Consider the following 24,969-nt stretch of genomic DNA (forward strand, 5'->3'; position numbering starts at 1 on the left):
CGGGAGTTATAACTCCCGTCCAGCGGATCTCTTTTCGCACTTTCGAACGCAATTGTCATAAGACAAGCAGGTTTCGGTTCAGTGGAATTGAAACCTGCTCTATCTTCTTGTTTGGTCGCATTTTCGACGGTCAACCGGGGTCCACTTGACCTGAAAATGCGTTAGCCGTGACTGGCCGCTGCGTGGTGCCTGGGGTGGCGTTCCCGGTGGTGTGAGGCCCTTTTACGATCCAGTCGTGGGTAGAGTCTCAACGGCATGATTGCCCTGTTGGGCGGTTGATGCATTGGCCATGGGTGCGGAGCTCAAGGGCAGGCCCTGCGACGACTTGCGCCGGTCCCGCTTCAAGAACCTTGACGCATGGGTGATGATGGAGGCCGTGGCGAGTATGAGCGCCCGTTCCTTCGCAGCCCCGGCGAATGGGGACCGAGCCGCGGCGCGCGCATGAAGGATGCACGGCCCGGGTTCGGCAACGTCGGCCTTCTGGCAAAGACGGCAGTTGACCGCCCCTGCGCGGCGTGTTTGGCGTAAATGATCCCTGAACGGGAAATGCCGGTTTTAACGTCCGCTACAAGCGTATTCCTTAAATCCTCCGCGTTAATCTGTCTCCATCTTGGAGATATGCAAATGAGTCGAAAGCCGCGGCCGGTTCCCACAGCGGAGGAATTGCGCGAAATGAAGGAACTCTGGCGCAAGGTGCTGCCGCGGATCGAGGAAGAGCTGGGCCTCGCCGCGGCGCGCAGTCCTGCCGAACCCGCGAGGTTACTCAGCGCGCAGGGCTGGACAGGAAAGCGGCCACAGTGAACTGCTGATCCCGCAAAACGGGCTGTCGATCGCCGCCGCAAAAGCAGCGACCGGTGGTGCGGTCGGCGCATGTTCCGTTCAGGCGGAATCGCCTGGACGGAACATGCGCCAGATCGAAAGCCTGAGCATGATGCGCAAAACCGGTTCCAGTTTTGCGGATCATGCCCTAGGATCGACGCTGCCGGGCCTCCCGTCCCCGCGACAAATGGGAAACGATATGAACAAGACTTTCCTGAAGCGCCTCGTGACCGGGCCGCTTCTGCTCCTCGCCGTGGCGGCGGTTGCGCTGGGTTCCGCCACCATCCCGCTCAGCGCCCAGACCGGCCCCGTGCCGGAGGCCGCCCAGGCCGAGGCCGAGGAGGCGCCGATGCCGCTCTCGCCCGAGGAAATGGACATTCTCGTCGCCCGCATTGCGCTTTACCCGGATGAGCTGGTGGCGCTGATTGCGGCCGCCTCGCTCTATCCGCTCCAGATTGTCGAGGCCGAACGCTTCCTCGATGACCTGAAGACCCGGAAGGACCTGAAACCCAAGGCCAGCTGGGACGGCAGCGTGATCTCCCTGCTCAATTATCCCGAGATCGTCAGGATGATGGGCGGCGACCTCGACTGGACGCAGCTTTTCGGCCAGTCGATCGTCAACCAGCAGGAAGACGTTCTCAACGCCATCCAGCAGCTGCGCGAGCAGGCGGTGGCCAACGGCGTCATCAAGACCGACAGCAAGGTGAAGGTCACCAAGGAGACCGGCGACGGCCGCCAGAACATCGTCATCGAACCCGCCGGCAGCGGCGTCATCTACGTGCCGCAGTACCAGCCGGAGATGCTGTATGAGCCGGACTACGCCTATGTGCCGGTGAGCTATTACCCGGAACCCTATCCCTATTACTGGAACCCCGCGGCGACCTTCTTTGCCGGCGCGGTGACCGGCGCCGTCTGGGCGGCGGTGGTGGACTGGGACAACGGCTTCTGGGGCTGGAACAACAACAACCGCTGGCACGGCAACGCCAACAACTGGGGCAACGACGTCAACATCAGCTGCAACAAGTGCATCATCGGCAGCGACTTCAACGGCAAGATCAACATCAACGACATCGACTGGCGCAAGGTCGACCGCTCGAAGATCGCGTTCGACAAGGATCAGCTCAACAAGCTCAGCAACACCAACATCCGCAACGAATTCAAGTCGGGCAACTTCAAGGACGTTGACCGCAACGCGCTGAAGAACAGCAAGCTCGGCGGCAAGGGGCCCGGCGGCAACAAAGGCAATCCGCAGCGCCCCGCCACGCTGCCCGCCAATGCCGGCGGCATGACCAAGGACATCCGCAAGAGCACGCTCGAGGGCCTGAACAAGAAGCCGGTCCAGGGCTTCAAGCCCACCGACAAGATGGCCCGGCCCGGCAATGGCGGAGAGATCGGCGGCCTTGGCGGCGGCAATCTCGCCATGCCCGGCGCTGGCAAGCCCGGCGGCAAGCCGGACAAAGGCAACCTCGGCAATCTTGCCAAGCCCGGCACTGGCGGCGCCAACATTGGCGACATGCCGCGCCCGGCGGACAAGAAGGCGAAGCCCAATCTTGACCGCCCCGTGGGCAAGCCGCGGCCCGGCGCCACGCAGGACGTCAGGCCGGCGATGCCTTCGCCGATGGGCGAGGTGACGCGCGGCCGCGACGCGCAGATGCAGTCGACGCGCGGCAATAAGTCGATGGGCGGCGGCGGCATCAACCGACCGGACTTCAACCCCGGCGGAGGAGGCGGCGGTAAAGTCAAGGGCGGCGGGGGCGGCGGGGGCGGCGGCGGCAAGAAGTTCGTGCCGGCCAACAAGGGTGGCGGCGGCGGCGGTGGCCGCGGGCGCCGGCGCTGAGCGGGCAGGACGGGAGGACAGGATCATGATCAACACAAAGCTTCTTTCCGCGCTTCTGCTCGGCACGGCCATGGTTTTCGGCCCGCTGGCCGCGGCCTCTCCGGCCTTCGCCATCAGCAATGAGCTGCAAAGCTACGTCGGCCCGGAGCCCACGCTGTTCGACACGCCCAAAGCGGCGATCGCCGCTTTCAAGGAGGTGATGGCGAAGGGCGACATCGGCGCGATCGCCGCCCTGCTCGGACTCGACGCCGCGAAGGTGGCGAAGTCGGACGGCATCGCCAACACCGTGCAGCAGGTGCAGGAGGCCACGTCGGAGGGCATCTTTGTTGAGGCGGAAGAGGACCAGCGCGTGCTCGACCTCGGCAAGGAACTGTGGCCCTTTCCCTTCCCGGTGGTGAAGGGCGAGGACGGCAAATGGGCCTTCGACACCGTCGCGGGGCTTGAGGAAATCGTCAACCGCCGCATCGGCGAGAACGAACTCCACGCCATCGCCACCATGCGTCTTTATGTTCAGGCCCAGGAGGATTACGCCAGCGGGGACCGCGACGGCGACGGCGTGCTGGAATTCGCGCAGAAGCTGATCAGCAGCGAGGGCCTCACGGACGGTCTCTACTGGCCGCCCGGGCAGGGTGACGGCGAAAGCCCGGTGGGGCCCGCGCTTGATGCCGCAGCGCTCGACAAGGCCAGGGCGGGCGATGGCTACTTCGGCTACAAGTTCCGCATTCTCAAGCGCCAGGGCGGCAATATCGCGGGCGGCGCGCATGACTATGCGGTCAATGGCAACATGATCAACGGCTTCGCGCTGATCGCCTGGCCTTCAAGATACGGCGAGACCGGCGTCTCGACCTTCGTCGTCAACCATGCGGGAGTCGTCTACGAGCGGGACTTCGGCGCCAAGACCGGAGAGATCGTCCCGAAGATCATGAGCTTCAATCCCGGCGGCAAGTGGGACCTGGTCGGGAACTGATCATGCGCAGGCTTTCGATCTGGCGCATGTTCAGACCCTTGAAGACCGGCGGTTGGATTGCGCGCAGTGCATTCGCGCCGCCTGACCACACCCCGCACGTGGCGCAGGTCCACCGCTGAACGGCGCATCGTGGCGAAATCGGGGTATTTTCGGTTCCCGGACGAATTCCCTTGCAATGCCCGAAGGCGCCACTTATATCGCGATCATCGAATTTTGGCCTGATGGCTCAGTCCCGCGCGCGCAACGCCGCGATCTTTCCCCTCTCTTCCAGAACATCGGTGAATGGTTCTGCAATACCGCAGTCCGTTCGAGACCCTATATCTGTCAAGGATCTACTGTGAAAACAGGTACTGTTAAGTGGTTCAACGCCCAGAAGGGCTTCGGCTTCATTGAACCCGTGGGCGGCGGCGGCGATGTGTTCGTTCACATCAGCGCTGTCGAGCGCGCCGGCATGACTGGCCTCAACGAAGGCCAGAAGATCTCCTTCGAGATCGTGACCGACAAGCGTAATGGCAAGTCGTCCGCAGACCGTCTCCAGGCGGCCTGATCATATTCCAGAGCCTTCTTTTCCCGCGAGCCACGGATGTACTGGCGGCGGGACTGGAGGCGTCAAGGAGCGCCGGTGTCCGCACCGGCGCATTCTTTTTGGGCCGTTCTTCGCCCGGGAAAGGTGACGCCGAATGAAAATCTTCGTGAAAGACAATAACGTCGACCAGGCCCTGCGCTTCCTCAAGAAGAAGATGCAGCGCGAAGGCCTGCTGCGCGAAATGAAGGCCCACACCTTCTATGAGAAGCCCTCCGAGAAGCGCGTGCGCGAGAAGGCCGAGGCCATCCGCCGCGCCCGCAAGCTGGCCCGCAAGAAGGCCCAGCGCGAGGGCCTGATCCCCATGCCGAAGCCCAAGCCCCGGCCGGTGCGGCCATCGAACCCCTTCGCCGCCTCCACCAGGACCAAGCCGCCCGCCGCCTGAGCCCGCGGCAGGCTCCGCTACAATTTCATTTTTCCCGCTGCCGCAAGGCTGCTATTCTGTGGGTGCGTTGAAGCAGGAGATGTGGACATGCGGATCATAAAGGCGATCCTGATGAGCGGTGCGGCACTTGGTGCGGCACTTGGCGCCGCACCCGGCATGGCCGTGGCTGACGGCACGGTGGACGTCGGCAAACTCGCAGCCACCGCCGCCCCTGTGCAGCCTTCCAGCATGTGGTTGATGACCATTTCCAAGACACCCGATCTCGAAGTGCCGGGCCTGCCGATGACCACCAAGGAAAAGAACCGCGAGGGAACGGCAGCCACCACGCTGCGCATCGTGCCCGCCACCGGTGGGCCGGCCAAGGGCAGCATTTCATGGTCAGGCTACACCCGCGCCGGCGTCGTCTACAAAGGGTCCAACTAAATCATTTTCCGGACAAGCGGACACCGGTTGACCGTCGAAAATGCGACGAACAAAGATGCAGATCAGGTTTCGAGTCCGCTGAACCGAAACCTGATCAAGACGGCGCCGGGTTGCCGGTTGCCGGGTTGAAACCCGCCGCGGCAGGGGGCAATAAGCCCTGCATCAGGTCATGCCCCGTCACGGAAAGCCACATGCAGCCTCACGCCAAGATCGTTTCGGCCCTCCGCAGCGGCGACGCTGCCTCAGCACTGGCGGAGATCGAGCGCCAGCTTGCCGCGGAACCGCGCGACAGCGATCTGCTCGGCCTCAAGGGTCTGGCGCTGGCGCTGGGCGGCCGACTGGAAGATGCCGTCGAACCGGCGCGTCTCGCCGTATGTGAGGCCCGCGCACCCGCACAGCGCCTCAAGCACGCCGCAAACCTCGCGCGCCTCCTCGCCAGGGCGCAGCGCGGCGGCGACATCGCAGGCATCAGCGAGATGGACCTGCCGCCCCTTGCCGGGCTGGCGGAGGGCGAACTCGACGCGACCGTGCTCGCGGACATCTGCAATCCGCTGCTGCTGGCGGGCAAGCATGACTTCGTCGCAGCCTATCTTGCGCCGCTGCTGGACAGGCCCGATACGCCCTGGGAGGTGGAACGGCTGTGGCTCGCTGCCGCGGCGCAGGCCAAGAAACACGCCGAAATCCTGGCGCGCTTCAACGCTGCCTCATATTGCTGGCGCGACAGGCCCGGGGCGATAGCCCACGCCTGCAGCGCAGCCGCCGCACTCGGCCGCGACGCGGAATACGAGCAACTCTTCGGCGCATATGTGGCGGCGGCCCCCTTCTACATTGCGCAGCGCCAGCCCTCGCAGATCATGACGGTGGTGCACATCGCCGACCCGCCGACGATGACGGCCCTCACAGGCCCTGTTCGCGACCAGCACTTTCACGGCAACTATCCAAGCCAGCTGGGCGTGCGCTGCGCCGGCCGTTATCGTTTCCTGTCGGTGTTCGCCGCCAGCCCGCCGCGTTCCGCCGCTGGCGAGCTGGACCGCGACGAGCCTGCCATCACGCTCAACAACTGCGTCAACGGCGAGGCGCTGAAGCGCGGCGCACTGGCGAAGGTCGAGGCGCATCAGCAGGCGCTTGGCCTTGCCGTGGTCAATGCCGCCGAAAAGGCCTTGCACTGCACGCGCGTGGAGACAGCGAAGCTGGTGAGCGGCGTTCCCAACCTCATCGTGCCCAAGGCCATGCGTTTCCGGCTGGACCCGCAGCTGTTGCCGGCGCTGCGCCAGCACATCAAGGAACTGTTCGCTTTCCCCGTCATTCTTCGCTCGGTTGGCGAGCAGGAGGGCGCCAACATCCACCTTGCCCGCAATGACGCCGCGCTTCCCGCCATCTTCTCGGAACTGATAGCCCTGGGCAGCAAGGACTTCTACGTCATCGACTATGCCGGCGTGGAGCATGAGAACGGCTTCCACCGCCGCATCCGCGCCGCTTTCGTCGAGGGCATACCCACCCTGATCCGCGCCGACTATGACGACCAGTGGATGGTGCGCGGTCGCAAGTTCGACCGTATCCTCGATCATTATCGCCGCGACCGCGCGCTGTTCGACCGGGCCAATGCCGTGGTGGAGCAACCCGAATGCCTCGGCGATGCCGCGTGGAAGACGCTGCTGGAGATCGGCCGGCGCATTCCGCTTGATATCTTCGGCATGGATTTCGACATCGACAGCCATGGCCGCGTGGTGTTCTTCGAATCGAATGCGACGATGCTGCTGCTCTCCAACGCGCCGAAGGACTTGGACTATCCGCAGGATGCCGAGCGGGCGTTCCTCGCCCGCCTCGACGCCCTGTTCATGAAGCGCGCGGGGCTCACCGGGGCGTTCGCCTGATCCTGTTCCGCAACCGCCAGGCAAGGGTCCAACGCAGAGTCATGCCCAGGGTCGCGCCATAGGCGTCCGAACAACTGATTGCCAGGCCGAACACGCGCGTTCCAGCCCTTCGATGACGATCAGTTCTGTGGCAAACGGGAACAGGGGTTGAGCCGCAATTACCGGCTTATGAACGTGGCGCTCCCTGCGGGAATCGAACCCGCCTTTGCAACGTGAGAGGCTGCCGTCCTAACCGATAGACGAAGGGAGCTCTCCGAGGAATGAGCTTCCTATAGAGGGGCTCCTCCGCCAGTGCAAGTGGCTCAGGGGCCGGCGGCGATGCGGGAGAGGATGGCGTTTTTCCGCACATCGACCACGATCACCTCGCGTGCCGTGGTGATGACGAGGCGGTCACCGTCCAGGGTGGCGGAGCGGATGTCGGTGTCCTGCGGCAGGCCGAGGCCGAGCGTCTGAACCGGCGGCACGGGCGGCGGCACGGATCTGGTGCTGGCCTTCCAGATGATGGCGGCGATGAGCGCGAAGAACAGCAGCGCCAGGATGACGCCCATGATATAGACCACCCGCAGCATGCGGCGGGCGCCTGGCGGCAGTTCCACCGGCGCGGCGTCGCCTGCCTGCGGGGGATCGGATTCGCTCATGTCAGTGCCTTCACAACTCCTCGAAACCAGCGCGTCCGGGGCGGATCGCCTCGACAAGGCGCTCGCGGACGCCTTCCCGGAGATGAGCCGGTCGCGGTTTCAGGCCCTTATCGCGGAAGGGGCGGTGTCTGTCGAGGGAGCCACGGTCACCGAAGCCCGCCACAAGGTGAAACCGGGCGATCAGCTTCGCGTCGCCCTCCCCGAGGCCGCCCCTGCCCTGCCCCAGGCAGAGGACATGGCGCTGACCATCGTCTACGAGGACAAGGACCTGATCGTGATCGACAAGCCATCCGGACTGGTGGTCCACCCGGGTGCGGGCAATGAGACCGGCACGCTGGTGAATGCCCTGATCGCCCATTGCGGCGACAGCCTCTCCGGCATCGGCGGGGTGAGGCGGCCGGGCATCGTGCACCGCCTCGACAAGGACACGAGCGGGCTTCTGGTGGTGGCCAAGAACGATGGCGCGCATCGCGGGCTGTCGGGGCAGTTCGCGGCGCATGGCCGGGACGGGCGGCTGGAACGGAGCTACCTCGCCATCGTCTGGGGCGTGCCGGAGCGCCGCAAGGCCAGCATCGAAGCGGCGATCGGCCGCTCCACCGCCAACCGCCAGAAGATGGCCGTATCGAAAGGCGCCAATGCCCGGGAGGCAGTGACCCATTATGAGGTGCTGGAGGAGCTGGGAAGCCCGCCGGTGGCCAGCCTCCTGCGCTGCGTGCTGGAGACCGGGCGAACCCACCAGATCCGCGTCCACATGGCCCATATTGGGCATCCGCTGCTCGGCGACGGCACTTATGGATCGGGCTTCCGGACCTCGGCGAAGAAACTTTCCGGGGCTGCAAGAGAGTCGCTTAACGCTTTGAACCGGCAGGCCCTTCACGCCACGACACTGGGCTTCGAGCACCCCCGGACGGGCAGGCGGATGCGCTTCGACAGCCCGGCACCGGACGATTTTGGCAGACTTCTGCAGGCGCTGCGCTTGAACCACACGCAGGCGTGACTAAATGTAACTGCTCCGGTGTCTTATTTTCCGCGTAATTCTGCGGTATCAACATCTCTCAGACAGGAAAGGCTTTGACCATGGCAAAGAATGCGTCGCTTCCCGCCATCGCTTCGGGCGAAGCCGGTCTGCAGCGCTATCTGCAGGAAATCCGGAACTTTCCCATGCTGCAGCCGGACGAGGAATACATGCTCGCCAAGCGCTGGAAGGAACACGGCGACTCGCGCGCCGCCGAGAAGCTCATCACGTCCCACCTCCGCCTGGTGGCCAAGATCGCCATGGGTTACCGCGGCTATGGCCTCCCCATCGGCGAGGTCATCTCCGAGGGCAATGTGGGCCTCATGCAGGCCGTGAAGAAGTTCGAGCCGGACAAGGGCTTCCGCCTTGCCACCTATGCCATGTGGTGGATCAAGGCCTCGATTCAAGAGTTTGTTTTGCGCTCCTGGTCGCTCGTCAAGATGGGCACCACCGCGAACCAGAAGAAGCTGTTCTTCAACCTGCGCAAGGTGAAGAGCCAGATCGATGCCATGCAGGACGGCGACCTGCGCCCCGACCAGGTGGAACTGATCGCCAGGAAGCTGGGCGTGACCGAAGAGGACGTCGTCTCGATGAACCGCCGGCTCGGCGGCGACAGCTCGCTCAACGCCACCATCCGCGAGGATGGCGAGGGCGAATGGCAGGACTGGCTGGTTGACGAAACCGACAACCAGGAAGAAATGCTTGTCCAGTCGGAAGAGCAGTCGATGCGCCACGGCCTCCTCAAGGATGCGATGGAAAAGCTCACCGACCGCGAGCGCCGCGTCTTCGAGGCACGCCGCCTGCGGGACGATCCGGCGACGCTCGAGGACCTGAGCCAGGAATTCGGCGTGTCGCGCGAGAGGATCCGCCAGATCGAGGTGCGCGCCTTCGAGAAGGTGCAGAAGGCGGTGAAGAACGCTTCCCAGCGCCTGCTTGGCCCCAAGACGCTGCCGGCGCCGACGGCGTGATCGCGCCGCTGCGCGCTCACCCAGCCCATAACCTCATGATATGATTTCACTTCATGCAGAGGGCAATGAGACCCGTGTGAATGTCTCTCGCCGCGTCACGAAGGATGGCGGTATCTTCGCTGCGCATCGACATGAGACATTCGAATGTCTCGACGTGAAAACCACGGACGATCGAACAAAGCGGCTTGCTTACGGTGCGTAAACATGTTAATGTGCTTGCATCGGTCAATCATGTGACACGAGGTGCCTGCAATGAAGGTTCCGAATTCGACTGGTCCCTCCCTGACGATCGATCGTGGGCAGATGCGCGAACGCTTGGCAGCTCTTATCAAACAGATCGAAACTGTTCCGGAGATGAGGGAACAGTTCTTGCTCGACCCCGCTGGAACCTTGTCCGAAGAAGTCACTGGCGCGAGCGCGGGCCGGCATCAGCTTTCGGAAGTGAACCGGCTTATGTTCGCTATTTTGGCGAATGATGAGCTGGTGAAGTGGATTGCCGACTTCGAGCCGCGGCGAAAACACGCGGCGCGTGAGGCCTTCGTCGCGAGTTTTGCGAAGAAAGTCGCCGAACTCGGGGATGCGACGGTTCTGGGCGCGATACTCAGCAACGCGGCGGTCGGGAACGGCTTTCCAGGGGTCGGACCGGTTGCCTACCAATGCGTGTCGAACGAAACCACGGGCAAGAAATCCTGCACCTGCACTCCCGTGGCCAAGGCTTCGCTTGGCCGCGAATATGGCATCGACCCGGCCACGCTGCGGTCGCTGTCAGAGGCGCTGGTGGACCGGGCAAAAGAATTGGCGCGAACCGGGCAGCTTGAGCAGTTGAATGCGATCATTTGACGCCTGACCTGACACGTGGCGAGCATCGTTCAGCAGAAGACCCTTTCGGTTCTCCCAACGCGGCGCTGCAATGCGAGTTGCCGGAACTGCGGCTCGTTCTCAAGCCCTTCGGCGCGTGACACGCTTGACATCGGCGACGTGAGAAAAGTTATTGCCGAGGCGCATGCGCTCGGTTTTGAAATGGTCGTTTTCACCGGTGGCGAAGCGACACTTGTGCCGGACCTTCTCGACGATGGGTTGCGCCTGGCGCGATCGTTCGGCCTTCAGACAAGATTGGTGACCAATGGACACTGGGCCACGACCAGAGAAATTGCGGTCAACGAGGTAAGGCGTCTGGCCGCCCTCGGTCTTGACGAGTTGAATGTCAGCACCGGCGACGAACACGCGAGATTCGTGCCGCTTCCTTCAGTGTGCCGGGCGGCGGCCGCCAGCATAGCCGTTTTCGGCACGGCAGTTGTCACCGTCGAGCTCAGATCGGAGCGGTCGATTACCAAGCAGACCGTGCTCGATGCGTTGCATGCCGAAGGACTGAGCATGGATGAGATCGCAGGCCTGAATATCATCGAATCGCCGTGGATGCCCGTCAGTCCCTTCAGAGTTGAGACTTATGAAAACGGCCATGCCGTTGACCGCACCAATCTGAGCATGCGATCGGGATGCGAGAGCATCCTGCAAACCTATACGGTCGAACCTGATGGCGTCGTCACGGCCTGCTGCGGACTTGGCGCGAATATCATCCCGGAGCTTCACATCGGCCATGTGAGCGACCCCGATGCTCTTGCCATCGCCGTGGAACGCTCGGAGGGCGATCTCCTCAAGCTGGCAATCCGCTATATGGGTCCGGAGAAGATACTGGCTTGGGCGGCCTCGCTCGATCAGTCCATCAGCTGGGAAGGCATGTATGCGCATAACTGCCAGGCCTGCCATCGGCTCTACCGGGATGAGCGGGTTCGAAGTGTCATCAGCCGGCATCTGAAGGACATCGAGGCCAACATCCTTGCGGCCGTCGTCTTCGACGAGGCGCTGTACCCGGCCGTTATCTCCAATGCGGCAAGGGCGTCGAATGTCAATTAGGATCTGCCGGAGGGCCGGGGGGCAGGTCAAGTCGCTGGCGGCGCCCGGACAGCGCGAATGGGCGTGCCGCTTTACTGGAAAATGCCCTTGGCCCGCGGCGCGGCGAAGAATATCTGCACCGCCCAGATGTCGCCGCCCCTCTCGATAACGCCGGTCGAGACGAAGGCGAAGCTGCGGTTGACCATGTTCTTGCGGTGGGGCGCGCTGTCCACCCATTGACGGAACAGGGCGCGGGTCTTCTCCTCAAGCGATCCCCTCCCCGCCGTTTCGCGCGCCGCATTCTCGCCGAGCGAGGGATATTTCGTGACGTCGCCCGCGAAGGCCGCCATGCGGCCCTGGAAACTCATGCCCGTGGACGATGAATGGCCCATGAAGTTGTTGAGCATCATGTCCGCCGCATGGGCGCGCGCGGCGGGTCCGAATGCGGCATCGGCGGTAACCGGCGCCTTGCCCTTCGCAGCGCGATAGGCGTTGAGCAGGCCCACCAGCATCGCCTCAAGGTCTGGCCGGTATTGCGACCCTTCAGGCGGGCGGGAGGCCAAGCCCTCGGCATAGTCGAGATAGGGGCCTGCCAGCGCTGGGCCTGCCCCCAAGGCAAGCCCGGTAAATCCGAAGCACAAGAGGCGGCGGGTCCGGTCAGGGCGTATCGGGTGAGACTCCATGAACCATGCTCTTCAATTTCAAGTTGTTAATCATGATATTGTACATCTCTTAAGGGCATCTCCCACCAGCATCGCCGCCATGTGGAAGTTGGTAATGCGCAGAGGATTGGTTCGATTCCGGAGGCCACGCCTTCCTGTCCGTTTTCCCAGGCCGGGGTGGCTCATGGCGCCTTTGGCGGTGATTGTGTTGTCTGGCGCTTTCCTGACCGCATCGCAAGGCATTTGGGCAGAAGCGGGGCCGGTGGCGCAGACGGTGTTCACGGTCGCATTGCTTGCCGCGGGCGCGCTGGCTGCCGTCCTCTCGCCGGGGTCCGGGGCGAAGAACCTGCCGGCGGGATTCCTCAGCAAGCGGGACCTGATGACGGAAGCCTCGCAACAGCTTCATGCAAATGCCGAGGCGACCGTTATCCTCTGCGAACTCACCGGACTCTCCTGGACCAGCCGCAGCGAGCAGCCCGAGACCGTGCGGCGCGCTTTGGAGGACGCCTTGGCGAGCCTCTGCGCGCGCCTGCCCACCGGCGCGCAGGCCGCGCAATGGAGCGAGGAACGCTTCGTCATCCTGCTGCCCGCGAGCCGCGACGCGATGGCGGCATTGAACCTCGCCCGCGAACTCTGCGCCGGCCTTGCGAGCGGCCCCGCATTCGCCGGTCTTGCCACGGCGATCGGCTGCCACGCCGGCATTGCGCTGGCCCCGGCCGATGGCCAGAGCTTCGGCGCGCTGGTGAACAACGCCGAACTCGCCCTCGCCGAGGCGCGGCGGCAGCAACAGCCCGGCTACGGCTTCTACGCGCCCGGAATGTCCGCGGCATCGGAGCGGCGCACCGCGCTGCAGCGCGCGATCCGCGAAGCGGTGAGCGGGGATGCGCTGCGCCTCGATTTCCAGCCTGTCTACGCCATGAGCGGTGGTGAATTGACCGGCTTCGAGGCGCTGATCCGGCTCCATGACCCGGAGCTCGGTCCCATTCCGCCTTCGGAATTCATTCCGCTCGCGGAAGAAGCCGGGCTCATCGTGGACATCGGAGCCTGGGCGATCGAGGAAGCCTGCCGGGTCGCGGCACAGTGGCCGCCGCATCTTGTCGCCGCCGTCAACCTCTCGCCGGCGCAATTCCACACCGGCACGCTCATCACCGGCGTGCGCCGCGCGCTGCAGCGCCATGCGCTGCCCGCCTACCGGCTCGAGGTGGAGATCACCGAGGGCACCCTGATGACCGACAGCGAACTGGTGCTGAGCCAGCTGCGCCGCCTGCGCGACATGGGCGTGGGCGTGGCGCTGGACGACTTCGGCACCGGCTATTCGAGCCTCTCCTATCTCTGCAAGTTTCCCTTCTCCAAGCTCAAGATCGACAGAAGCTTCGCGGCCGAACTCGATCATTCCGCGTCGGCGCGCAGCGTGCTGCGCGCCATCGTGAAGCTGGGCCACGGCCTGGGCATGACGGTCACCGCGGAGGGAATCGAAACCAAGCGCCAGCTCTCGCTGCTGCGCGGCATTGGCTGCGACCTCGCCCAGGGCTATCTGCTCGGGCGGCCCGCGCCCTTGAGCGACGTGGCGGCCGTCATCCTGCGGAACTTCGCGCAGCAGCTTGCCCGCAAGCCGCGCGCGGTAAAAAGCGCAGCGGCCGCCTGAGGCTGACGCTTTGCCCTTTACCCTCGCCTGACCGGCAGTCTAGTTTACGCCCGCAAGCAACAAGCACGGGCAGCATGCGCAAGCTTTCACCCACCAAGGCGATGTCCCACGCGCTGAATTCGGTCTGGACCTTCCGGCAGGCCGCGGTGCGCATCGCACTCCCCTGGCTGCCGGTGCTGCTGCTGTGCGGCCTTGCCAATATCTACTTCGCGCCGCCCGTCCAGACCGCCATCTTTCTGATCTCCCTCATCGTCAACAGCTCGATGTCGGTGAGCTGGCAACGGTTCATCCTGCGCGACGAGATGAGCCGTCCCATGCGCCTTGATGGCTGTGTGCTGTCCTATGCGCTGTCCAGCTTCCTTCTTATCATGCTGGCCACGATTCCGGTGGCGCTGCTGCTGGCCATCATGATTTTGGCGGCACCTGCCGCGGTGCTGGCGCTGCCGGCCATTGTTCTTGTCGCCGGTGCCATCGTAAGGCTGTCGATCAAGTTCCCGGCCATCGCCCTCGGCGACCGGACATTCCGCTTCAGCGACGCCTGGTCCGCCAGCAAGGGCAATATGTGGCAATGCATCGGAGTCCTCATGCTGGAGCTGGCAATCGTGCTGGGCGGCTTATTGGCGGCGGGGCTCCTGAGCAGCGCGCTCGGCCAGATCGACGGCACGCTGGGCCTTCTTGCCGGTTTTGCGGCCTCGTTCCTGTTGCAGCCGTTCTTTACGATCCTCAATGCCTCGATCCTCACCTCGCTCTATGGCTTCTTCGTCGAACACCGCGATTTCTGAGGCTTAAGCGAAATCACCTAAGTCTGCCTTGCGGGGGGCGCGGAAGACGCATGGGGCGGAAGACGCATGGACACGTCAAGCCCCGCCATGGTCCCGGACATGGTGATAAGCAAACGCGAAGACGGAGCCTTTCAATCCTCGAAGGGATCCTTCATGAGGATCGTATCGTCGCGCTCGGGGCTGGTGGACAGCAGCGCCACCGGGCATTCGATCAATTCTTCAAGATATTTAACGTATTTGACCGCCTGGGCGGGAAGCTGCGCCCAGCTGCGCGCGCCGGCGGTGGCGCCCTTCCAGCCTTCGAAACTCTCGTAGACCGGCGCGACGCGCTTCTGCGCCTCCTCGGCGGCGGGAAGCCGGTCGAGCTTCTTGCCGTCGAGCTCATAGCCCACGCCCACCTTGATCTCGTCAAGGCCATCGAGCACGTCGAGCTTGGTGAGCGCGATGCCATGGATGCCGGAGATCTTGATCGCCTGGCGCACCAGCACCGAGTCGAACCAGCCGCAGCGGCGCTTGCGGCCCGTCACGGTGCCGAACTCGCGGCCGCGCTGGCCGATGTATTCGCCGACCTCATTCGCCTGCTCGGTCGGAAAGGGGCCGGAGCCCACACGCGTCGTATAGGCCTTCGCAATGCCCAGCACATAGCCGATTGACGAGGGCCCCAGGCCGGAACCGGCGGCGGCCTGGCCGGCCACCGTGTTGGAGGAGGTCACATAGGGATAGGTGCCATGATCGATGTCGAGCAGGATGCCCTGGGCGCCCTCGAACAGGATGCGCCTGCCCTCGCGCTTCATGTCATCGAGCAGCGCCCACACGGCGTCCGAGAAGGGCAGGATGCGCGGCGCGATCCCGGCCAGCTGAGCGATCAGGTCCTGCGCTTTCACCTCCGCCTCGCCCATGCCGCGGCGCAGCGCATTGTGGTGCGCCAGCAGGCGGGCGACCTTGGGGCCGATGGTGGCGAGGTCAGCGAGGTCGTTCACGCGGATGGCGCGGCGGCCCACCTTGTCCTCATAGGCGGGTCCGATGCCGCGCCCGGTCGTGCCGATCTTGCCCGCCCCGGCAGCCGCCTCGCGCAGCTGGTCAAGCTCGCGGTGGAGCGGCAGGATGAGCGTGGCGTTGCCGGCGATGCGCAGGTTCTGGCGAGACACGTCCACCCCTTGCGACGACAGCTTGTCGATCTCGGCGGCCAGCGCCCAGGGATCGATCACCACGCCATTGCCGATGACCGAAAGCTTGCCCGGCCGCACAATGCCGGAGGGCAGCAGCGAGAGCTTGTAGGTGACGCCGTCGATCACCAGCGTATGGCCGGCATTGTGCCCGCCCTGGAAGCGCACCACCACATCGGCCCGCTCCGACAGCCAGTCCACCAGCTTGCCCTTGCCCTCGTCGCCCCACTGCGCGCCGACCACCGCCACATTCGCCATCTCAGGCCCCTTTCAGACACAGTAACGGCCCCGCGCGGGTGAGCCGCCGGAGCCGATGCGCGTTTTTACACCATCGGCGGCAGAAGGCAAACCCGCCGCGCCGGTCAGAAGGCCAGCGGCTTCGCCTGCTTCACATGGGGCAGCCTGGCCACCGCCTGAAGCACGGCCTGCGGCGGCGCCTCGTCGATGGAGACGAGGCAGATCGCCTCTGCCCCCTGCGCGCGGCGGCCGAGGTTGAAGGTGGCGATGTTCACCCCGGCATTGCCGAGGATGGTTCCCAGCGCGCCGATGAAGCCCGGCCTGTCCTCGTTCGTCACATAGAGCATGTGCGGCCCGAACTCCGCCTCCATGTCAATGCCCTTGATCTGGATGATGCGCGCCTTGCCATCCGAGAAGACGGTGCCGGCGACCGAGCGCTCAAGATGCGCCGTCTTCACCGTGAGGCGCACGTAGGTCTCATAGGCCCCGCGCTGGGTCTGCTTCACTTCGTCAACCTGGATGCCGCGCTCGCGCGCCACCATGGGGGCCGACACCATGTTCACCGTGCCGAGCATCGGCTGCAGCACGCCGGAGAGCGCGGCGGAGGTCAGCGCCCTGGTGTTCATCTCGCCCACCTCGCCGGCATATTCGATGACGATGCCGGTCACCGGCTCGTCCGTCAGCTGACCCGCGAAGGAGCCGAGCTTCTCGGCCACGCCGATGAAGGGGCGCAGCCGCGGCGCCTCGTCCGCCGAAATCGACGGCATGTTGAGGGCGTTGGAAACAGCCCCCGAGATCAGGTAATCCGCCATCTGCTCGGCCACCTGCAGCGCCACATTCTCCTGCGCCTCGCCGGTGGAGGCGCCGAGATGCGGCGTCGCCACCACATTGTCGAGTTCGAACAGCTTGTGGCTGGTGGCGGGTTCCACCTCGAACACGTCGAGTGCGGCGCCCGCCACATGCCCGGACGTCAGCGCGTCATAGAGCGCATCCTCGACAACGAGTCCGCCGCGCGCGCAGTTGATGATGCGCACACCCTTCCTGCACCTCGCGAGAGCGGCGGCATCGATGATGTTGCGCGTCTTCTCGGTGAGTGGCGTGTGCAGCGTGATGAAGTCGGCGCGGCGGAAGATCTCGTCGAGCTCCACCTTCTCGACGCCGATTTCGATGGCGCGCTCCGGGCTGAGGAAGGGATCGAAGGCGATGACCTTCATCTTGAGGCCCAGCGCGCGGTCCGCCACGATCGAGCCGATATTGCCGCAGCCGATGACGCCGAGCGTCTTGTTGAAGAGCTCCACGCCCATGAAGCGGTTCTTCTCCCACTTGCCCGCATGGGTCGAGGCATTGGCCTCGGGGATCTGGCGGGCCAGCGCCATCATCATCGAGATCGCGTGCTCGGCGGTGGTGATGGCATTGCCGAAGGGCGTGTTCATCACCACGATGCCCCGCTGCGTGGCGGCTGGGATGTCGACATTGTCCACGCCGATGCCGGCGCGGCCGATGACCTTCAGCCTCGCCGCCGCGGCGATGATCTTCGGCGTCACCTTGCTGGCGGAGCGGATGGCGAGGCCGTCATATTGGGGAATGGCGGCGAGCAGCGCATCCTTGTCCCTGCCGAGGTCGGGAAGATAGTCCACCTCCACGCCACGGTCGCGGAAGATCTGCACGGCGGTTTCGGAAAGCTTGTCGGAAACGAGAACGCGGGGAGCCATTGAGGACACTCCTGATGTGGGACGAAAGGGGAAAAATGGATCAGCCGGCGGCGGCCGCCTGGGCATATGCCCAGTCGAGCCACGGCATCAGCGCTTCGAGATCGGAGGTCTCGACGGTCGCCCCGCACCAGATGCGAAGCCCTGGCGGCGCATCACGGTAGGAGCCGATGTCGAAGGCGGCCTTCTCGGCTTCGAGCAGCTTCACCATCTGCTTCGGCACGCTCCCGCCGGCCTTCAGCGTCAGGCACACCGAGGTGTTCGAGCGCGTCGATTCGACCTTGGCAAGGTTCGCCGCGAAGTCACGCGAGTCGAGCCATTTCTGGACCACCGCCGCATTGGCATCGGCCCGCGCCATGAGGCCCTTGAGGCCGCCAAGCTTCCACGCCCATTCCAGCGCCGCGATATAATCCTCCACGCACAGCATGGAGGGCGTGTTGATCGTCTCGCCCTCGAAGATGCCGGCGATCAGCTTGCCCCCGCTGGTGAGGCGGAAGATCTTGGGCAGCGGCCAGGCGGGCGCATAGGTTTCAAGCCGCTCCACCGCGCGGGGTCCGAGGATCAGCACGCCATGCGCGCCTTCGCCGCCCAGCACCTTCTGCCATGAAAAGGTGACGACATCGAGCTTGGCGAAATCGAGCTGCTGCGCAAAGGCGGCGGACGTCGCATCGCAAATGGTCAGGCCCTTGCGGTCCGCCGCGATCCAGTCCGCATCGGGCACGCGCACGCCCGACGTGGTGCCGTTCCAGGTGAAGACCACGTCATGGTCGAAATTGACGGCCGCGAGATCGGGCAGATCGCCATAGCCGGCGGTGATCTTGCGCGCGTCCTTCAGCTTCAGCTGCTTCATCACGTCGGAGACCCACCCGTCGCCGAAGCTTTCCCAGGCCAGCATGTCGGCGGGCCGCTGCCCCAGCAGCGACCACATGGCCATTTCGACAGCACCCGTGTCGGAAGCCGGAACGATGCCGATGAGGTGTGTCGGGGGCACGTCCAGCACCTCGCGCGTCAACTCGATGGCGCGTTTCAGCCGCGCCTTGCCGAGGCTCGAGCGGTGCGAACGTCCAAGAACATCGGTGTTGAGGAGATGGGGAGACCAGCCTGGTATCTTGGCGCAGGGGCCGGACGAGAAATGCGCGCATGCCGGGCGCGCCGCCGGTTTCGTGATCGTCATCTTGTGCTCCATCCTTGCAGATGGACCGGCCCTCGGTGGGGAAGGCTAGCCCTCGTCCCCTATCGCGCATTTTGCGGCATGGCGCAAGGGCACAGCAAAAAGCGGCCCGCGCCGGGGCGCGGGCCGCCTGGTGTTCAGCCGTTATGCCGGGCTCAGAAGCTGTAGCGCAGGCCCACCAGGGCTTCGTTGGCGTAGGTATCCGAGTCAATGATCTGACGGAAACGATAGCCCACATCGGCGCTGAGATTGTCGGTGAGGTTCACCTCCACACCGGCCATCAGCGCGTAAGTGACGCCGCTTTCGTTGTCGCCCCGGTCATCGGACCAGCCATAGCCGAGACCGGCGCCGACATAGGGGGTGACGATCGAATTGGTCGGAATGTCGAAATAGACGTTGCCGAGCACCGAGCCGAATTCATGGTTGTCGCTGCCCACACCGGCATAATCGACGCGGGCGTCGGTGCGCAGGTTCTCGTTGAACTTGTAGCCCAGGCCGCCGCCCAGCAGGAAGACGCCGTCGTTGTTGTTGACGGTGTCGAGCCACGACCAGCCGAGATCGCCGCGGATGTAGAAGTTGGACGCGGTGACGACCGGCTCCGGCGTGTAATCGGCGGCCAGCGCTGCCGTCGAGCTGACGCCAGCCAGCAGGCCGAGGCCAAGCAGCGCCTTGATAACATACTTCATGATCCCTCACTCCCTTGCAAACGGAACTCACTTGATGGACGTGAAGATAGTAACCATCCGTGACTCAAGGCTGGCGCGATTGCGGCGGAAAAAAGTCCGACGGCCGCTGTTGCTCCGAAGCCACATGGTTTTGTGCCGCGCTGAAGAGGCCGGTTTACCATATGCTTACCATGATTGCGCTTCCGGGAGCCTGTTCCCCGGCGGAGGCGAGTGGAGAAGTATGAGGCAAGGGCCGGACTGGCCGAAAGCGGTGACCGGCGGATCGAATGTGATCAGGGTGACAAATTCGTCTCGATCATGCGCGCCGTCCGCGGGCAAAGGCCTGCGACCGGTGCGGCGGCCTCCGGCCTTTGCCCGCTCAGCACCGCGATGACCAGTCGCTCCCGACCAATTGGCGTCAATCGTGCAGCCTTGTGAATGTTCATCCGGCCCTGCTTGAAGAAACCGCGGTGTGACAGCCGCGGCTTCCCCGATCCGGACCGGATGGACAAACTAATGAAAGGTCACAGCCAGGGCAGGTTTCGGTGCAGTGGACTCGAAACCTGCTCTATCTCTTTGTTTGGTCGCATTTCCGGCGGTCAACCGCTGTCCACTTGGCCTGAAAATGCTTTAGCCCGCCTGGCCGCGGTGGCGCAGGAAGTGATCGGCCAGCACGATGGCCATCATTGCCTCGCCAACGGGCACGGCGCGGATTCCGACGCAGGGGTCGTGGCGGCCCTTGGTCATCACGTCGACGTCCTCGCCTTGCGCCGAGACGCTGCGCTTGGAGGTGAGGATGGAGGATGTGGGCTTGACCGCGAAACGCACCACCACGTCCTGTCCGGTGGAAATCCCTCCCAGAATGCCGCCCGCATTGTTGGACAGGAATTCCGGCTTGCCGCGGCGCATGCGGATTTCATCCGCGTTCTCCTCGCCGGAGAGCGCCGCGGATCCGAATCCGGCGCCGATCTCCCCACCCTTCACCGCATTGATGCTCATCATAGCCGCAGCGAGGTCTCCGTCCAGCTTGCCATAGAGGGGCGCGCCCCAGCCGGCGGGAACGCCGCTCGCTGTCACCTCGATCACCGCGCCGGTGGAGGAGCCGGACTTGCGCACGCCGTCGAGATAGTCCTCAAAGAACGTGGCCGCCCTGGCGTCCGGCGTGAAGAAGGGGTTGCAACCGACTTGCGCCCAGTCCCAGTTGGCGCGGTCGATCTTGTGCGGGCCCATCTGCACCAGCGCGCCGCGGATCGAGACGCCGGGGATGATCTTGCGCGCCACGGCGCCGGCCGCCACGCGGGCCGCCGTCTCGCGAGCCGAGGAACGGCCGCCGCCCCTGTAGTCGCGGATGCCGTATTTGGCCTGATAGGTGAAGTCGGCATGGCCGGGCCGGAACTTGTCGCGGATCTCGGCATAGTCCTTGGAGCGCTGGTCGACATTCTCGATCATCAGCATGATCGGCGTGCCGGCCGTCACCGGGCCGCCGGTGCGGTCATCCTCGAAGACACCCGAGAGGATCTTCACCTGGTCCGGCTCCTGGCGCTGGGTGGTGAAGCGCGACTGGCCGGGGCGGCGCTTGTCGAGGAAGGCCTGAATATAATCCGCCGTCAGGGGCAGGTTCGGCGGGCAGCCGTCGACGATGCAGCCCAGGGCGGGTCCATGGCTTTCGCCGAAGGTGGTGACACGGAGGAGATGGCCGAAGCTGTTGTGCGACATGGCCCTTTAACTAGAGCATGATCCGCAAAAGTGGAACCGCTTTTGCGGATGATGCGGGCGGCTGCCGCTTACTCACCGTTGCCGTTCACCGTAATGTCGGGCGCATCCGGATTCTTCATGCCGACGATGTGGTAGCCGGCATCGACGTGAAGGATCTCGCCGGTGACGCCGCGGCCGAGGTCGGAGAGGAGATAGAGGCCAGAGTCGCCCACCTCGTCGATGGTGACCGTGCGGCGAAGCGGCGAATTATATTCATTCCAGCGCAGTATGTAGCGGAAGTCGCCGATGCCGGAAGCGGCGAGCGTCTTGATCGGGCCCGCGGAGATCGCGTTGACGCGGATCGCCCTCGGGCCCAGGTCGGCGGCGAGGTAGCGCACCGAGGCTTCGAGCCCGGCCTTGGCCACGCCCATGACGTTGTAGTGCGGCATCCACTTCTCGGCGCCGTAATAGGTGAGCGTCAGCAGCGAGCCGCCATTGCCCATCAGTTTCTCGGCGCGCTGGGCTACGGCGGTGAAGGAATAGACCGAGATGAACATGGTCCTGGTGAAGTTGTCGGGCGTGGTGTCAACGTAGCGGCCCGTCAATTCGTCCTTGTCGGAGAAGGCGATGCAGTGGACGACGAAGTCAAGCGAGCCCCATTCCTTGGCGATGGTTTCGAAGGCCGCATCCACCGAGGCGGCGTCGGCGACGTCGCAGGGAGCGACGATCCTTGAGCCCAGTTCGGCGGCCAGCGGCTCCACGCGTTTCTTCAGCGCGTCGCCCTGATAGGTGAAGGCCAGTTCCGCCCCCTGCGCCGCACAGGACCTGGCGATGCCCCAGGCGATGGACCGGTTGTTCGCAACGCCCATGACGAGGCCGCGCTTGCCAGCCATCAAACCTTTGAAATCGCTCATTTTAAACCGTCCAGGAAAAGGTAGGCCGGGGCCCTCCCGACGGTCGGTTAATTGACACAAGTCCGAAGAGAGGTCCACTGGAAAGAAAACGCGCATATGGCGTGGGGCGGACCTCAGGCGGGGCTTCCGGCGGGCATGGCTGCCGGTCTGCGGCGGCGGTTGATCCGGAGCCAAGCACGGCGCATAAGCACGTGACATATCAGGACTTGCACGATGGCATTGAGCGATATTTCCAAGCTGACGGCGTCGGCCGGCTTCACCGAGCGGAACGACCCTTTCAATCTGTTCGGCGAATGGCTGAAGGAGGCGGAAGCCTCGGAGCCCAACGACCCCAATGCCATGGCTCTCGCCACAGTGGACGAGGAGGGGCTGCCGAACGTCCGCATGGTGCTGCTGAAGGGCTTCGACCAGCGCGGCTTCGTATTCTACACCAATTTCGAAAGCCAGAAGGGCCAGGAAATCCTCGGCACCATGAAGGCGGCGCTGGTTTTCCACTGGAAGTCGCTGCGCCGCCAGGTGCGCGTGCGCGGCATCGTGGAGGAAGTGTCCAAAGCGGAGGCCGACGACTATTTCGCGTCCCGCCCGCGAGACAGCCGCATCGGCGCCTGGGCCTCCCAGCAGTCGCGCCCGCTGGAAAGCCGCTTCGCGCTCGAAACGGCGGTCGCCGTGAACACCGCGAAATATGCGATCGGCGAGGTGCCGCGCCCCGCGCACTGGTCGGGCTTCCGTATCAAGCCGCTGGCAATCGAGTTCTGGCACGACCGGCCTTTCCGGCTGCATGACCGCGTGGTGTTCCGCCGCCCGGACGAGACTGCCCCATGGTCCAAGGCGAGGCTTTATCCATGAACGCGGCAGCGGACGGCGAGCGCAAGACCCTCATCCTCACCGGCGCCTCGCGCGGCATCGGGCATGCGGCCGTGAAGCGCTTCTCCACCGCCGGGTGGCGCGTCATCACCTGCTCGCGCCAGCCATTCTCCGAGGATTGCCCGTGGGACGCGGGGCCCGATGACCACATCGTCGTCGACCTCGCCTCGTCGGAGGATACCCACAAGGCCATCGCCAGGATGAAGGAGAAGCTGAAGGCGCAAGGCTCGAAGCTTCATGCACTGGTGAACAACGCGGCGATCAGCCCGAAGAAGCCGGGCGGCGGGCGGCTGAACACGCTCGAGACATCCGAGCATGACTGGAAGACGGTGTTTCAGATCAATTTCTTCGCGCCCGTCATGCTGGCGCGCGGGCTGATGGACGAGCTCGTTGCGGCCAGGGGCGCGGTGGTGAACGTCACCTCGATTGCCGGCTCGCGCGTGCATCCCTTCGCGGGGGCCGCCTATTCGACCTCGAAGGCGGCGCTCGCCGCGCTGACGCGGGAGATGGCGGGGGACTTCGGGCCCTTCGGCGTGCGGGTGAACGCCATTTCGCCGGGCGAGATCGAGACCTCCATTCTTTCTCCGGGTACGGAGAAACTGGTGGCGCAGATTCCGCAGCGCCGCCTGGGCCAGCCGGAGGAGGTGGCCAAGGCCATTTATTTCCTGTGCACCGACCAGTCGAGCTATGTGACGGGTGCCGAGCTTCACATCAACGGCGGGCAGCATGTCTGACGGGGCCCTGAGGCCGGAGACCATCGCGGCGCATGCGCTTCGCGCGGCGGACGAAGCCACCGGCGCGGTGGCGCCGCCGATCTATCTCTCCTCCACCTATGCCCGTGACGGGAACTACAAGCCGAAGCTGCAGGAGAACTACGTCCGCAACGGCAACCCGACGCTGTGGCGCGCCGAGGAGGCCATCGCGGCGCTGGAGAGCGGGACCTCCGCCCTGCTCTTCGCCTCCGGCATGGCGGGGATCGCCACGCTGCTGGAGACGGTGCCCCCGGGCGCGCATGTGGTGGCGCCTGACGTGATGTATTACGGCACGCGCGACTGGATGAAGCGGCTTGAAGGGCTGGGGCGCATCACGCTCACGCTGTTCGATCCGCGCCAGGACGGTGCGCTGGAAGCCGCATTGCAAAAGGGCAAGACCGATCTCGTGTGGATCGAGACGCCGCTGAACCCGACATGGGACCTGATCGATATCACGGCAGCCGCAAGTGCCGCGCATGCGGCGGGCGCCATTCTCGCGGTGGATGCGACGGCGACGGGGGCCGTGACGACGAATCCCCTGAAGCTCGGCGCCGACATCGTGTTCCACTCGGCGACCAAATATCTCAACGGCCATTCCGACGTGCTGGCGGGCGTTCTCGTCACGCGGGAGGAGACCCGGCGCTGGGCCGATATCCGCATGCTGCGCACCAGGATGGGCGCGCCGCTGGCGCCGCTCGACTGTTTCCTGCTGCTGCGGGGCCTGCGCACCGTCTTCGTGCGCTACCGCCAGTGCTCCGCCAACGCCATGGCCATCGCCAGATACTTCGAAGGCCACCCCGGTGTGGAGCGCGTGCTCTATCCGGGCCTTGCCTCGCACCCCGGCCACGCCATCGCGGCGCGGCAGATGAAGGATGGCTTCGGGGGCATGATGTCGCTCCTGGTCAAGGGCGGCTTCGAAGATGCGCGGAAGCTGTGCACCAGGCTGAAGGTGATCGTGCCCGCCACGTCGCTGGGCGGGGTGGAGAGCCTGGCCGAGCACCGCAAGACGGTCGAAGGGCCGGCGAGCCCCGTGCCGGACAATCTCGTGCGGCTCTCCATCGGCATCGAGCATGCGGATGACCTGATCGCGGATCTGGAGCAGGCGCTGGCGGGTGTTTAGAGCGGCGGGCGATCATGCAGAATCGGGGTCTTTTCCCTCCCCCTTGTGGGGAGGCGAATCGCATATGGCGGCGGCGTGTCTTGTGCCATGTCAATTTTCCCTTCTCCCGTCGCGGTACGCGATGGGAGAAGGTGCCCGAAGGGCGGATGAGGGCCTTTGTCCACAGATTCCGATGCGGAAAGAAG

General features: G+C 64.7%; 24 protein-coding genes, 1 tRNA gene and 1 pseudogene. 16 read left to right on the plus strand and 10 right to left on the minus strand.

The window, feature by feature from the left end; all coding sequences use genetic code 11:
- Positions 1 to 624 precede the first annotated feature (624 nt).
- The 7 genes from IOC69_RS01050 (at position 625) to IOC69_RS01080 (ending at position 6,888) form a co-directional block, all read left to right on the plus strand.
- Positions 625 to 801 carry a hypothetical protein gene (locus IOC69_RS01050; protein ID WP_290541669.1) on the plus strand — a complete coding sequence of 59 codons (177 nt, stop codon included), beginning with the start codon at positions 625 to 627 and terminating at the stop codon, positions 799 to 801.
- A 217-nt stretch (positions 802 to 1,018) separates the two neighbouring features.
- A complete protein-coding gene (locus IOC69_RS01055; protein WP_290541670.1) occupies positions 1,019 to 2,656 on the plus strand; it encodes a DUF3300 domain-containing protein in 1,638 nt (545 codons plus the stop codon).
- Between the two features lie 25 nt (positions 2,657 to 2,681).
- Positions 2,682 to 3,623, plus strand: coding sequence for a DUF2950 family protein (locus tag IOC69_RS01060; protein WP_290541671.1), 942 nt, complete (start codon positions 2,682 to 2,684; stop codon positions 3,621 to 3,623).
- A gap of 337 nt (positions 3,624 to 3,960) precedes the next feature.
- The gene (locus tag IOC69_RS01065) at positions 3,961 to 4,170 is read left to right on the plus strand and encodes a cold-shock protein (RefSeq protein ID WP_290541692.1); all 210 of its coding nucleotides are present in this window, start codon (positions 3,961 to 3,963) and stop codon (positions 4,168 to 4,170) included.
- Between the two features lie 133 nt (positions 4,171 to 4,303).
- On the plus strand, positions 4,304 to 4,591 hold the full coding sequence (rpsU, locus tag IOC69_RS01070; protein ID WP_290541672.1) for a 30S ribosomal protein S21: 288 nt from the start codon (positions 4,304 to 4,306) through the stop codon (positions 4,589 to 4,591).
- 87 nt (positions 4,592 to 4,678) lie between these two features.
- Positions 4,679 to 5,014, plus strand: coding sequence for a hypothetical protein (locus IOC69_RS01075; protein WP_290541673.1), 336 nt, complete (start codon positions 4,679 to 4,681; stop codon positions 5,012 to 5,014).
- Between the two features lie 191 nt (positions 5,015 to 5,205).
- A complete protein-coding gene (locus IOC69_RS01080) occupies positions 5,206 to 6,888 on the plus strand; it encodes a hypothetical protein (RefSeq protein WP_290541674.1) in 1,683 nt (560 codons plus the stop codon).
- A gap of 175 nt (positions 6,889 to 7,063) precedes the next feature.
- Here the strand turns inward: IOC69_RS01080 and IOC69_RS01085 are convergent.
- Together IOC69_RS01085 and IOC69_RS01090 are read right to left on the minus strand one after the other, a co-directional pair.
- A tRNA-Glu gene (locus tag IOC69_RS01085) sits at positions 7,064 to 7,138 on the minus strand.
- A gap of 52 nt (positions 7,139 to 7,190) precedes the next feature.
- Positions 7,191 to 7,526 (minus strand): hypothetical protein, encoded by a 336-nt coding sequence (locus tag IOC69_RS01090; protein ID WP_290541675.1) that lies wholly within the window; start codon positions 7,524 to 7,526, stop codon positions 7,191 to 7,193.
- Here IOC69_RS01090 and IOC69_RS01095 point away from each other — a divergent pair.
- From IOC69_RS01095 to IOC69_RS01110, 4 genes are all read left to right on the plus strand, one after another.
- Positions 7,525 to 8,523 carry an RluA family pseudouridine synthase gene (locus tag IOC69_RS01095; RefSeq protein ID WP_290541676.1) on the plus strand — a complete coding sequence of 333 codons (999 nt, stop codon included), beginning with the start codon at positions 7,525 to 7,527 and terminating at the stop codon, positions 8,521 to 8,523. The two genes, IOC69_RS01090 and IOC69_RS01095, sit on opposite strands and share 2 nt — an antisense overlap.
- Before the next feature lie 80 nt (positions 8,524 to 8,603).
- Entirely contained in the window at positions 8,604 to 9,509 is a 906-nt protein-coding gene (gene rpoH, locus IOC69_RS01100) for an RNA polymerase sigma factor RpoH (protein ID WP_290541677.1), read from the plus strand.
- A gap of 252 nt (positions 9,510 to 9,761) precedes the next feature.
- Positions 9,762 to 10,349, plus strand: a complete 588-nt coding sequence (locus tag IOC69_RS01105) for a hypothetical protein (RefSeq protein ID WP_290541678.1) — start codon at positions 9,762 to 9,764, stop codon at positions 10,347 to 10,349.
- A 15-nt stretch (positions 10,350 to 10,364) separates the two neighbouring features.
- Positions 10,365 to 11,423, plus strand: a complete 1,059-nt coding sequence (locus IOC69_RS01110) for a radical SAM protein (protein WP_290541679.1) — start codon at positions 10,365 to 10,367, stop codon at positions 11,421 to 11,423.
- A gap of 71 nt (positions 11,424 to 11,494) precedes the next feature.
- Here the strand turns inward: IOC69_RS01110 and IOC69_RS01115 are convergent, their stop codons facing one another.
- Entirely contained in the window at positions 11,495 to 12,016 is a 522-nt protein-coding gene (locus IOC69_RS01115) for a CAP domain-containing protein (RefSeq protein WP_290541680.1), read from the minus strand.
- Positions 12,017 to 12,326: 310 nt separating this feature from the next.
- Here IOC69_RS01115 and IOC69_RS01120 point away from each other — a divergent pair, with 310 nt between their 5' ends.
- Both IOC69_RS01120 and IOC69_RS01125 read left to right on the plus strand, forming a co-directional pair.
- Complete coding sequence (locus tag IOC69_RS01120; RefSeq protein ID WP_290541681.1) at positions 12,327 to 13,709, plus strand: bifunctional diguanylate cyclase/phosphodiesterase; 1,383 nt, start codon at positions 12,327 to 12,329, stop codon at positions 13,707 to 13,709.
- 74 nt (positions 13,710 to 13,783) lie between these two features.
- Positions 13,784 to 14,491 (plus strand): hypothetical protein, encoded by a 708-nt coding sequence (locus IOC69_RS01125; RefSeq protein ID WP_290541682.1) that lies wholly within the window; start codon positions 13,784 to 13,786, stop codon positions 14,489 to 14,491.
- A gap of 131 nt (positions 14,492 to 14,622) precedes the next feature.
- Here IOC69_RS01125 and IOC69_RS01130 read toward each other — a convergent pair whose 3' ends face one another.
- The 7 genes and pseudogenes from IOC69_RS01130 to fabI all read right to left on the minus strand — a co-directional run bounded on the left by IOC69_RS01130 (position 14,623) and on the right by fabI (position 22,048).
- A complete protein-coding gene (locus IOC69_RS01130) occupies positions 14,623 to 15,915 on the minus strand; it encodes an adenylosuccinate synthase (RefSeq protein WP_290541683.1) in 1,293 nt (430 codons plus the stop codon).
- A 104-nt stretch (positions 15,916 to 16,019) separates the two neighbouring features.
- Entirely contained in the window at positions 16,020 to 17,606 is a 1,587-nt protein-coding gene (gene serA, locus IOC69_RS01135; protein ID WP_290541684.1) for a phosphoglycerate dehydrogenase, read from the minus strand.
- A gap of 40 nt (positions 17,607 to 17,646) precedes the next feature.
- The gene (locus tag IOC69_RS01140; protein ID WP_290541685.1) at positions 17,647 to 18,777 is read right to left on the minus strand and encodes a phosphoserine transaminase; all 1,131 of its coding nucleotides are present in this window, start codon (positions 18,775 to 18,777) and stop codon (positions 17,647 to 17,649) included.
- Between the two features lie 152 nt (positions 18,778 to 18,929).
- On the minus strand, positions 18,930 to 19,460 hold the full coding sequence (locus tag IOC69_RS01145; RefSeq protein ID WP_290541686.1) for an outer membrane beta-barrel protein: 531 nt from the start codon (positions 19,458 to 19,460) through the stop codon (positions 18,930 to 18,932).
- Positions 19,461 to 19,759: 299 nt separating this feature from the next.
- A pseudogene (locus IOC69_RS01150) lies at positions 19,760 to 19,885 on the minus strand (IS481 family transposase); the annotation flags it as partial.
- Positions 19,886 to 20,069: 184 nt separating this feature from the next.
- Positions 20,070 to 21,155: a chorismate synthase gene (aroC, locus tag IOC69_RS01155; protein ID WP_290541687.1), complete on the minus strand. Its 1,086-nt coding sequence runs from the start codon at positions 21,153 to 21,155 to the stop codon at positions 20,070 to 20,072.
- A gap of 68 nt (positions 21,156 to 21,223) precedes the next feature.
- Complete coding sequence (gene fabI / locus IOC69_RS01160) at positions 21,224 to 22,048, minus strand: enoyl-ACP reductase FabI (RefSeq protein WP_290541688.1); 825 nt, start codon at positions 22,046 to 22,048, stop codon at positions 21,224 to 21,226.
- A gap of 213 nt (positions 22,049 to 22,261) precedes the next feature.
- On the opposite strand from fabI, the gene pdxH reads away from it, so the two are divergent.
- The 3 genes from pdxH to IOC69_RS01175 are packed head-to-tail and all read left to right on the plus strand — an operon-like array spanning position 22,262 to position 24,784.
- Positions 22,262 to 22,894 carry a pyridoxamine 5'-phosphate oxidase gene (gene pdxH / locus IOC69_RS01165; RefSeq protein ID WP_290541689.1) on the plus strand — a complete coding sequence of 211 codons (633 nt, stop codon included), beginning with the start codon at positions 22,262 to 22,264 and terminating at the stop codon, positions 22,892 to 22,894.
- Positions 22,891 to 23,646, plus strand: a complete 756-nt coding sequence (locus IOC69_RS01170) for an SDR family oxidoreductase (RefSeq protein ID WP_290541690.1) — start codon at positions 22,891 to 22,893, stop codon at positions 23,644 to 23,646. The genes pdxH and IOC69_RS01170 overlap by 4 nt, the downstream gene beginning before the upstream one ends.
- Entirely contained in the window at positions 23,639 to 24,784 is a 1,146-nt protein-coding gene (locus tag IOC69_RS01175; RefSeq protein WP_290541691.1) for a PLP-dependent aspartate aminotransferase family protein, read from the plus strand. Before IOC69_RS01170 ends, IOC69_RS01175 begins: the two co-directional genes overlap by 8 nt.
- Positions 24,785 to 24,969: the final 185 nt, after the last annotated feature.

Source organism: Aestuariivirga sp. (genome assembly GCF_020252405.1).
Lineage (GTDB): Bacteria > Pseudomonadota > Alphaproteobacteria > Rhizobiales > Aestuariivirgaceae > Aestuariivirga.

What these genes read in the sequence shown, in the direction of transcription:
- IOC69_RS01050 (WP_290541669.1), top strand. Translation starts at nt 625, where the DNA reads ATGAGTCGAAAGCCGCGGCCGGTTCCCACAGCGGAGGAATTGCGCGAA.
- IOC69_RS01055 (WP_290541670.1), top strand. Translation starts at nt 1,019, where the DNA reads ATGAACAAGACTTTCCTGAAGCGCCTCGTGACCGGGCCGCTTCTGCTC.
- IOC69_RS01060 (WP_290541671.1), top strand. Translation starts at nt 2,682, where the DNA reads ATGATCAACACAAAGCTTCTTTCCGCGCTTCTGCTCGGCACGGCCATG.
- rpsU (WP_290541672.1), top strand. Translation starts at nt 4,304, where the DNA reads ATGAAAATCTTCGTGAAAGACAATAACGTCGACCAGGCCCTGCGCTTC.
- IOC69_RS01075 (WP_290541673.1), top strand. Translation starts at nt 4,679, where the DNA reads ATGCGGATCATAAAGGCGATCCTGATGAGCGGTGCGGCACTTGGTGCG.
- IOC69_RS01080 (WP_290541674.1), top strand. Translation starts at nt 5,206, where the DNA reads ATGCAGCCTCACGCCAAGATCGTTTCGGCCCTCCGCAGCGGCGACGCT.
- IOC69_RS01095 (WP_290541676.1), top strand. Translation starts at nt 7,525, where the DNA reads ATGTCAGTGCCTTCACAACTCCTCGAAACCAGCGCGTCCGGGGCGGAT.
- IOC69_RS01090 (WP_290541675.1), bottom strand. Translation starts at nt 7,526, where the DNA reads ATGAGCGAATCCGATCCCCCGCAGGCAGGCGACGCCGCGCCGGTGGAA.
- rpoH (WP_290541677.1), top strand. Translation starts at nt 8,604, where the DNA reads ATGGCAAAGAATGCGTCGCTTCCCGCCATCGCTTCGGGCGAAGCCGGT.
- IOC69_RS01105 (WP_290541678.1), top strand. Translation starts at nt 9,762, where the DNA reads ATGAAGGTTCCGAATTCGACTGGTCCCTCCCTGACGATCGATCGTGGG.
- IOC69_RS01125 (WP_290541682.1), top strand. Translation starts at nt 13,784, where the DNA reads ATGCGCAAGCTTTCACCCACCAAGGCGATGTCCCACGCGCTGAATTCG.
- IOC69_RS01130 (WP_290541683.1), bottom strand. Translation starts at nt 15,915, where the DNA reads ATGGCGAATGTGGCGGTGGTCGGCGCGCAGTGGGGCGACGAGGGCAAG.
- serA (WP_290541684.1), bottom strand. Translation starts at nt 17,606, where the DNA reads ATGGCTCCCCGCGTTCTCGTTTCCGACAAGCTTTCCGAAACCGCCGTG.
- IOC69_RS01140 (WP_290541685.1), bottom strand. Translation starts at nt 18,777, where the DNA reads ATGACGATCACGAAACCGGCGGCGCGCCCGGCATGCGCGCATTTCTCG.
- IOC69_RS01145 (WP_290541686.1), bottom strand. Translation starts at nt 19,460, where the DNA reads ATGAAGTATGTTATCAAGGCGCTGCTTGGCCTCGGCCTGCTGGCTGGC.
- aroC (WP_290541687.1), bottom strand. Translation starts at nt 21,155, where the DNA reads ATGTCGCACAACAGCTTCGGCCATCTCCTCCGTGTCACCACCTTCGGC.
- fabI (WP_290541688.1), bottom strand. Translation starts at nt 22,048, where the DNA reads ATGAGCGATTTCAAAGGTTTGATGGCTGGCAAGCGCGGCCTCGTCATG.
- pdxH (WP_290541689.1), top strand. Translation starts at nt 22,262, where the DNA reads ATGGCATTGAGCGATATTTCCAAGCTGACGGCGTCGGCCGGCTTCACC.
- IOC69_RS01170 (WP_290541690.1), top strand. Translation starts at nt 22,891, where the DNA reads ATGAACGCGGCAGCGGACGGCGAGCGCAAGACCCTCATCCTCACCGGC.
- IOC69_RS01175 (WP_290541691.1), top strand. Translation starts at nt 23,639, where the DNA reads ATGTCTGACGGGGCCCTGAGGCCGGAGACCATCGCGGCGCATGCGCTT.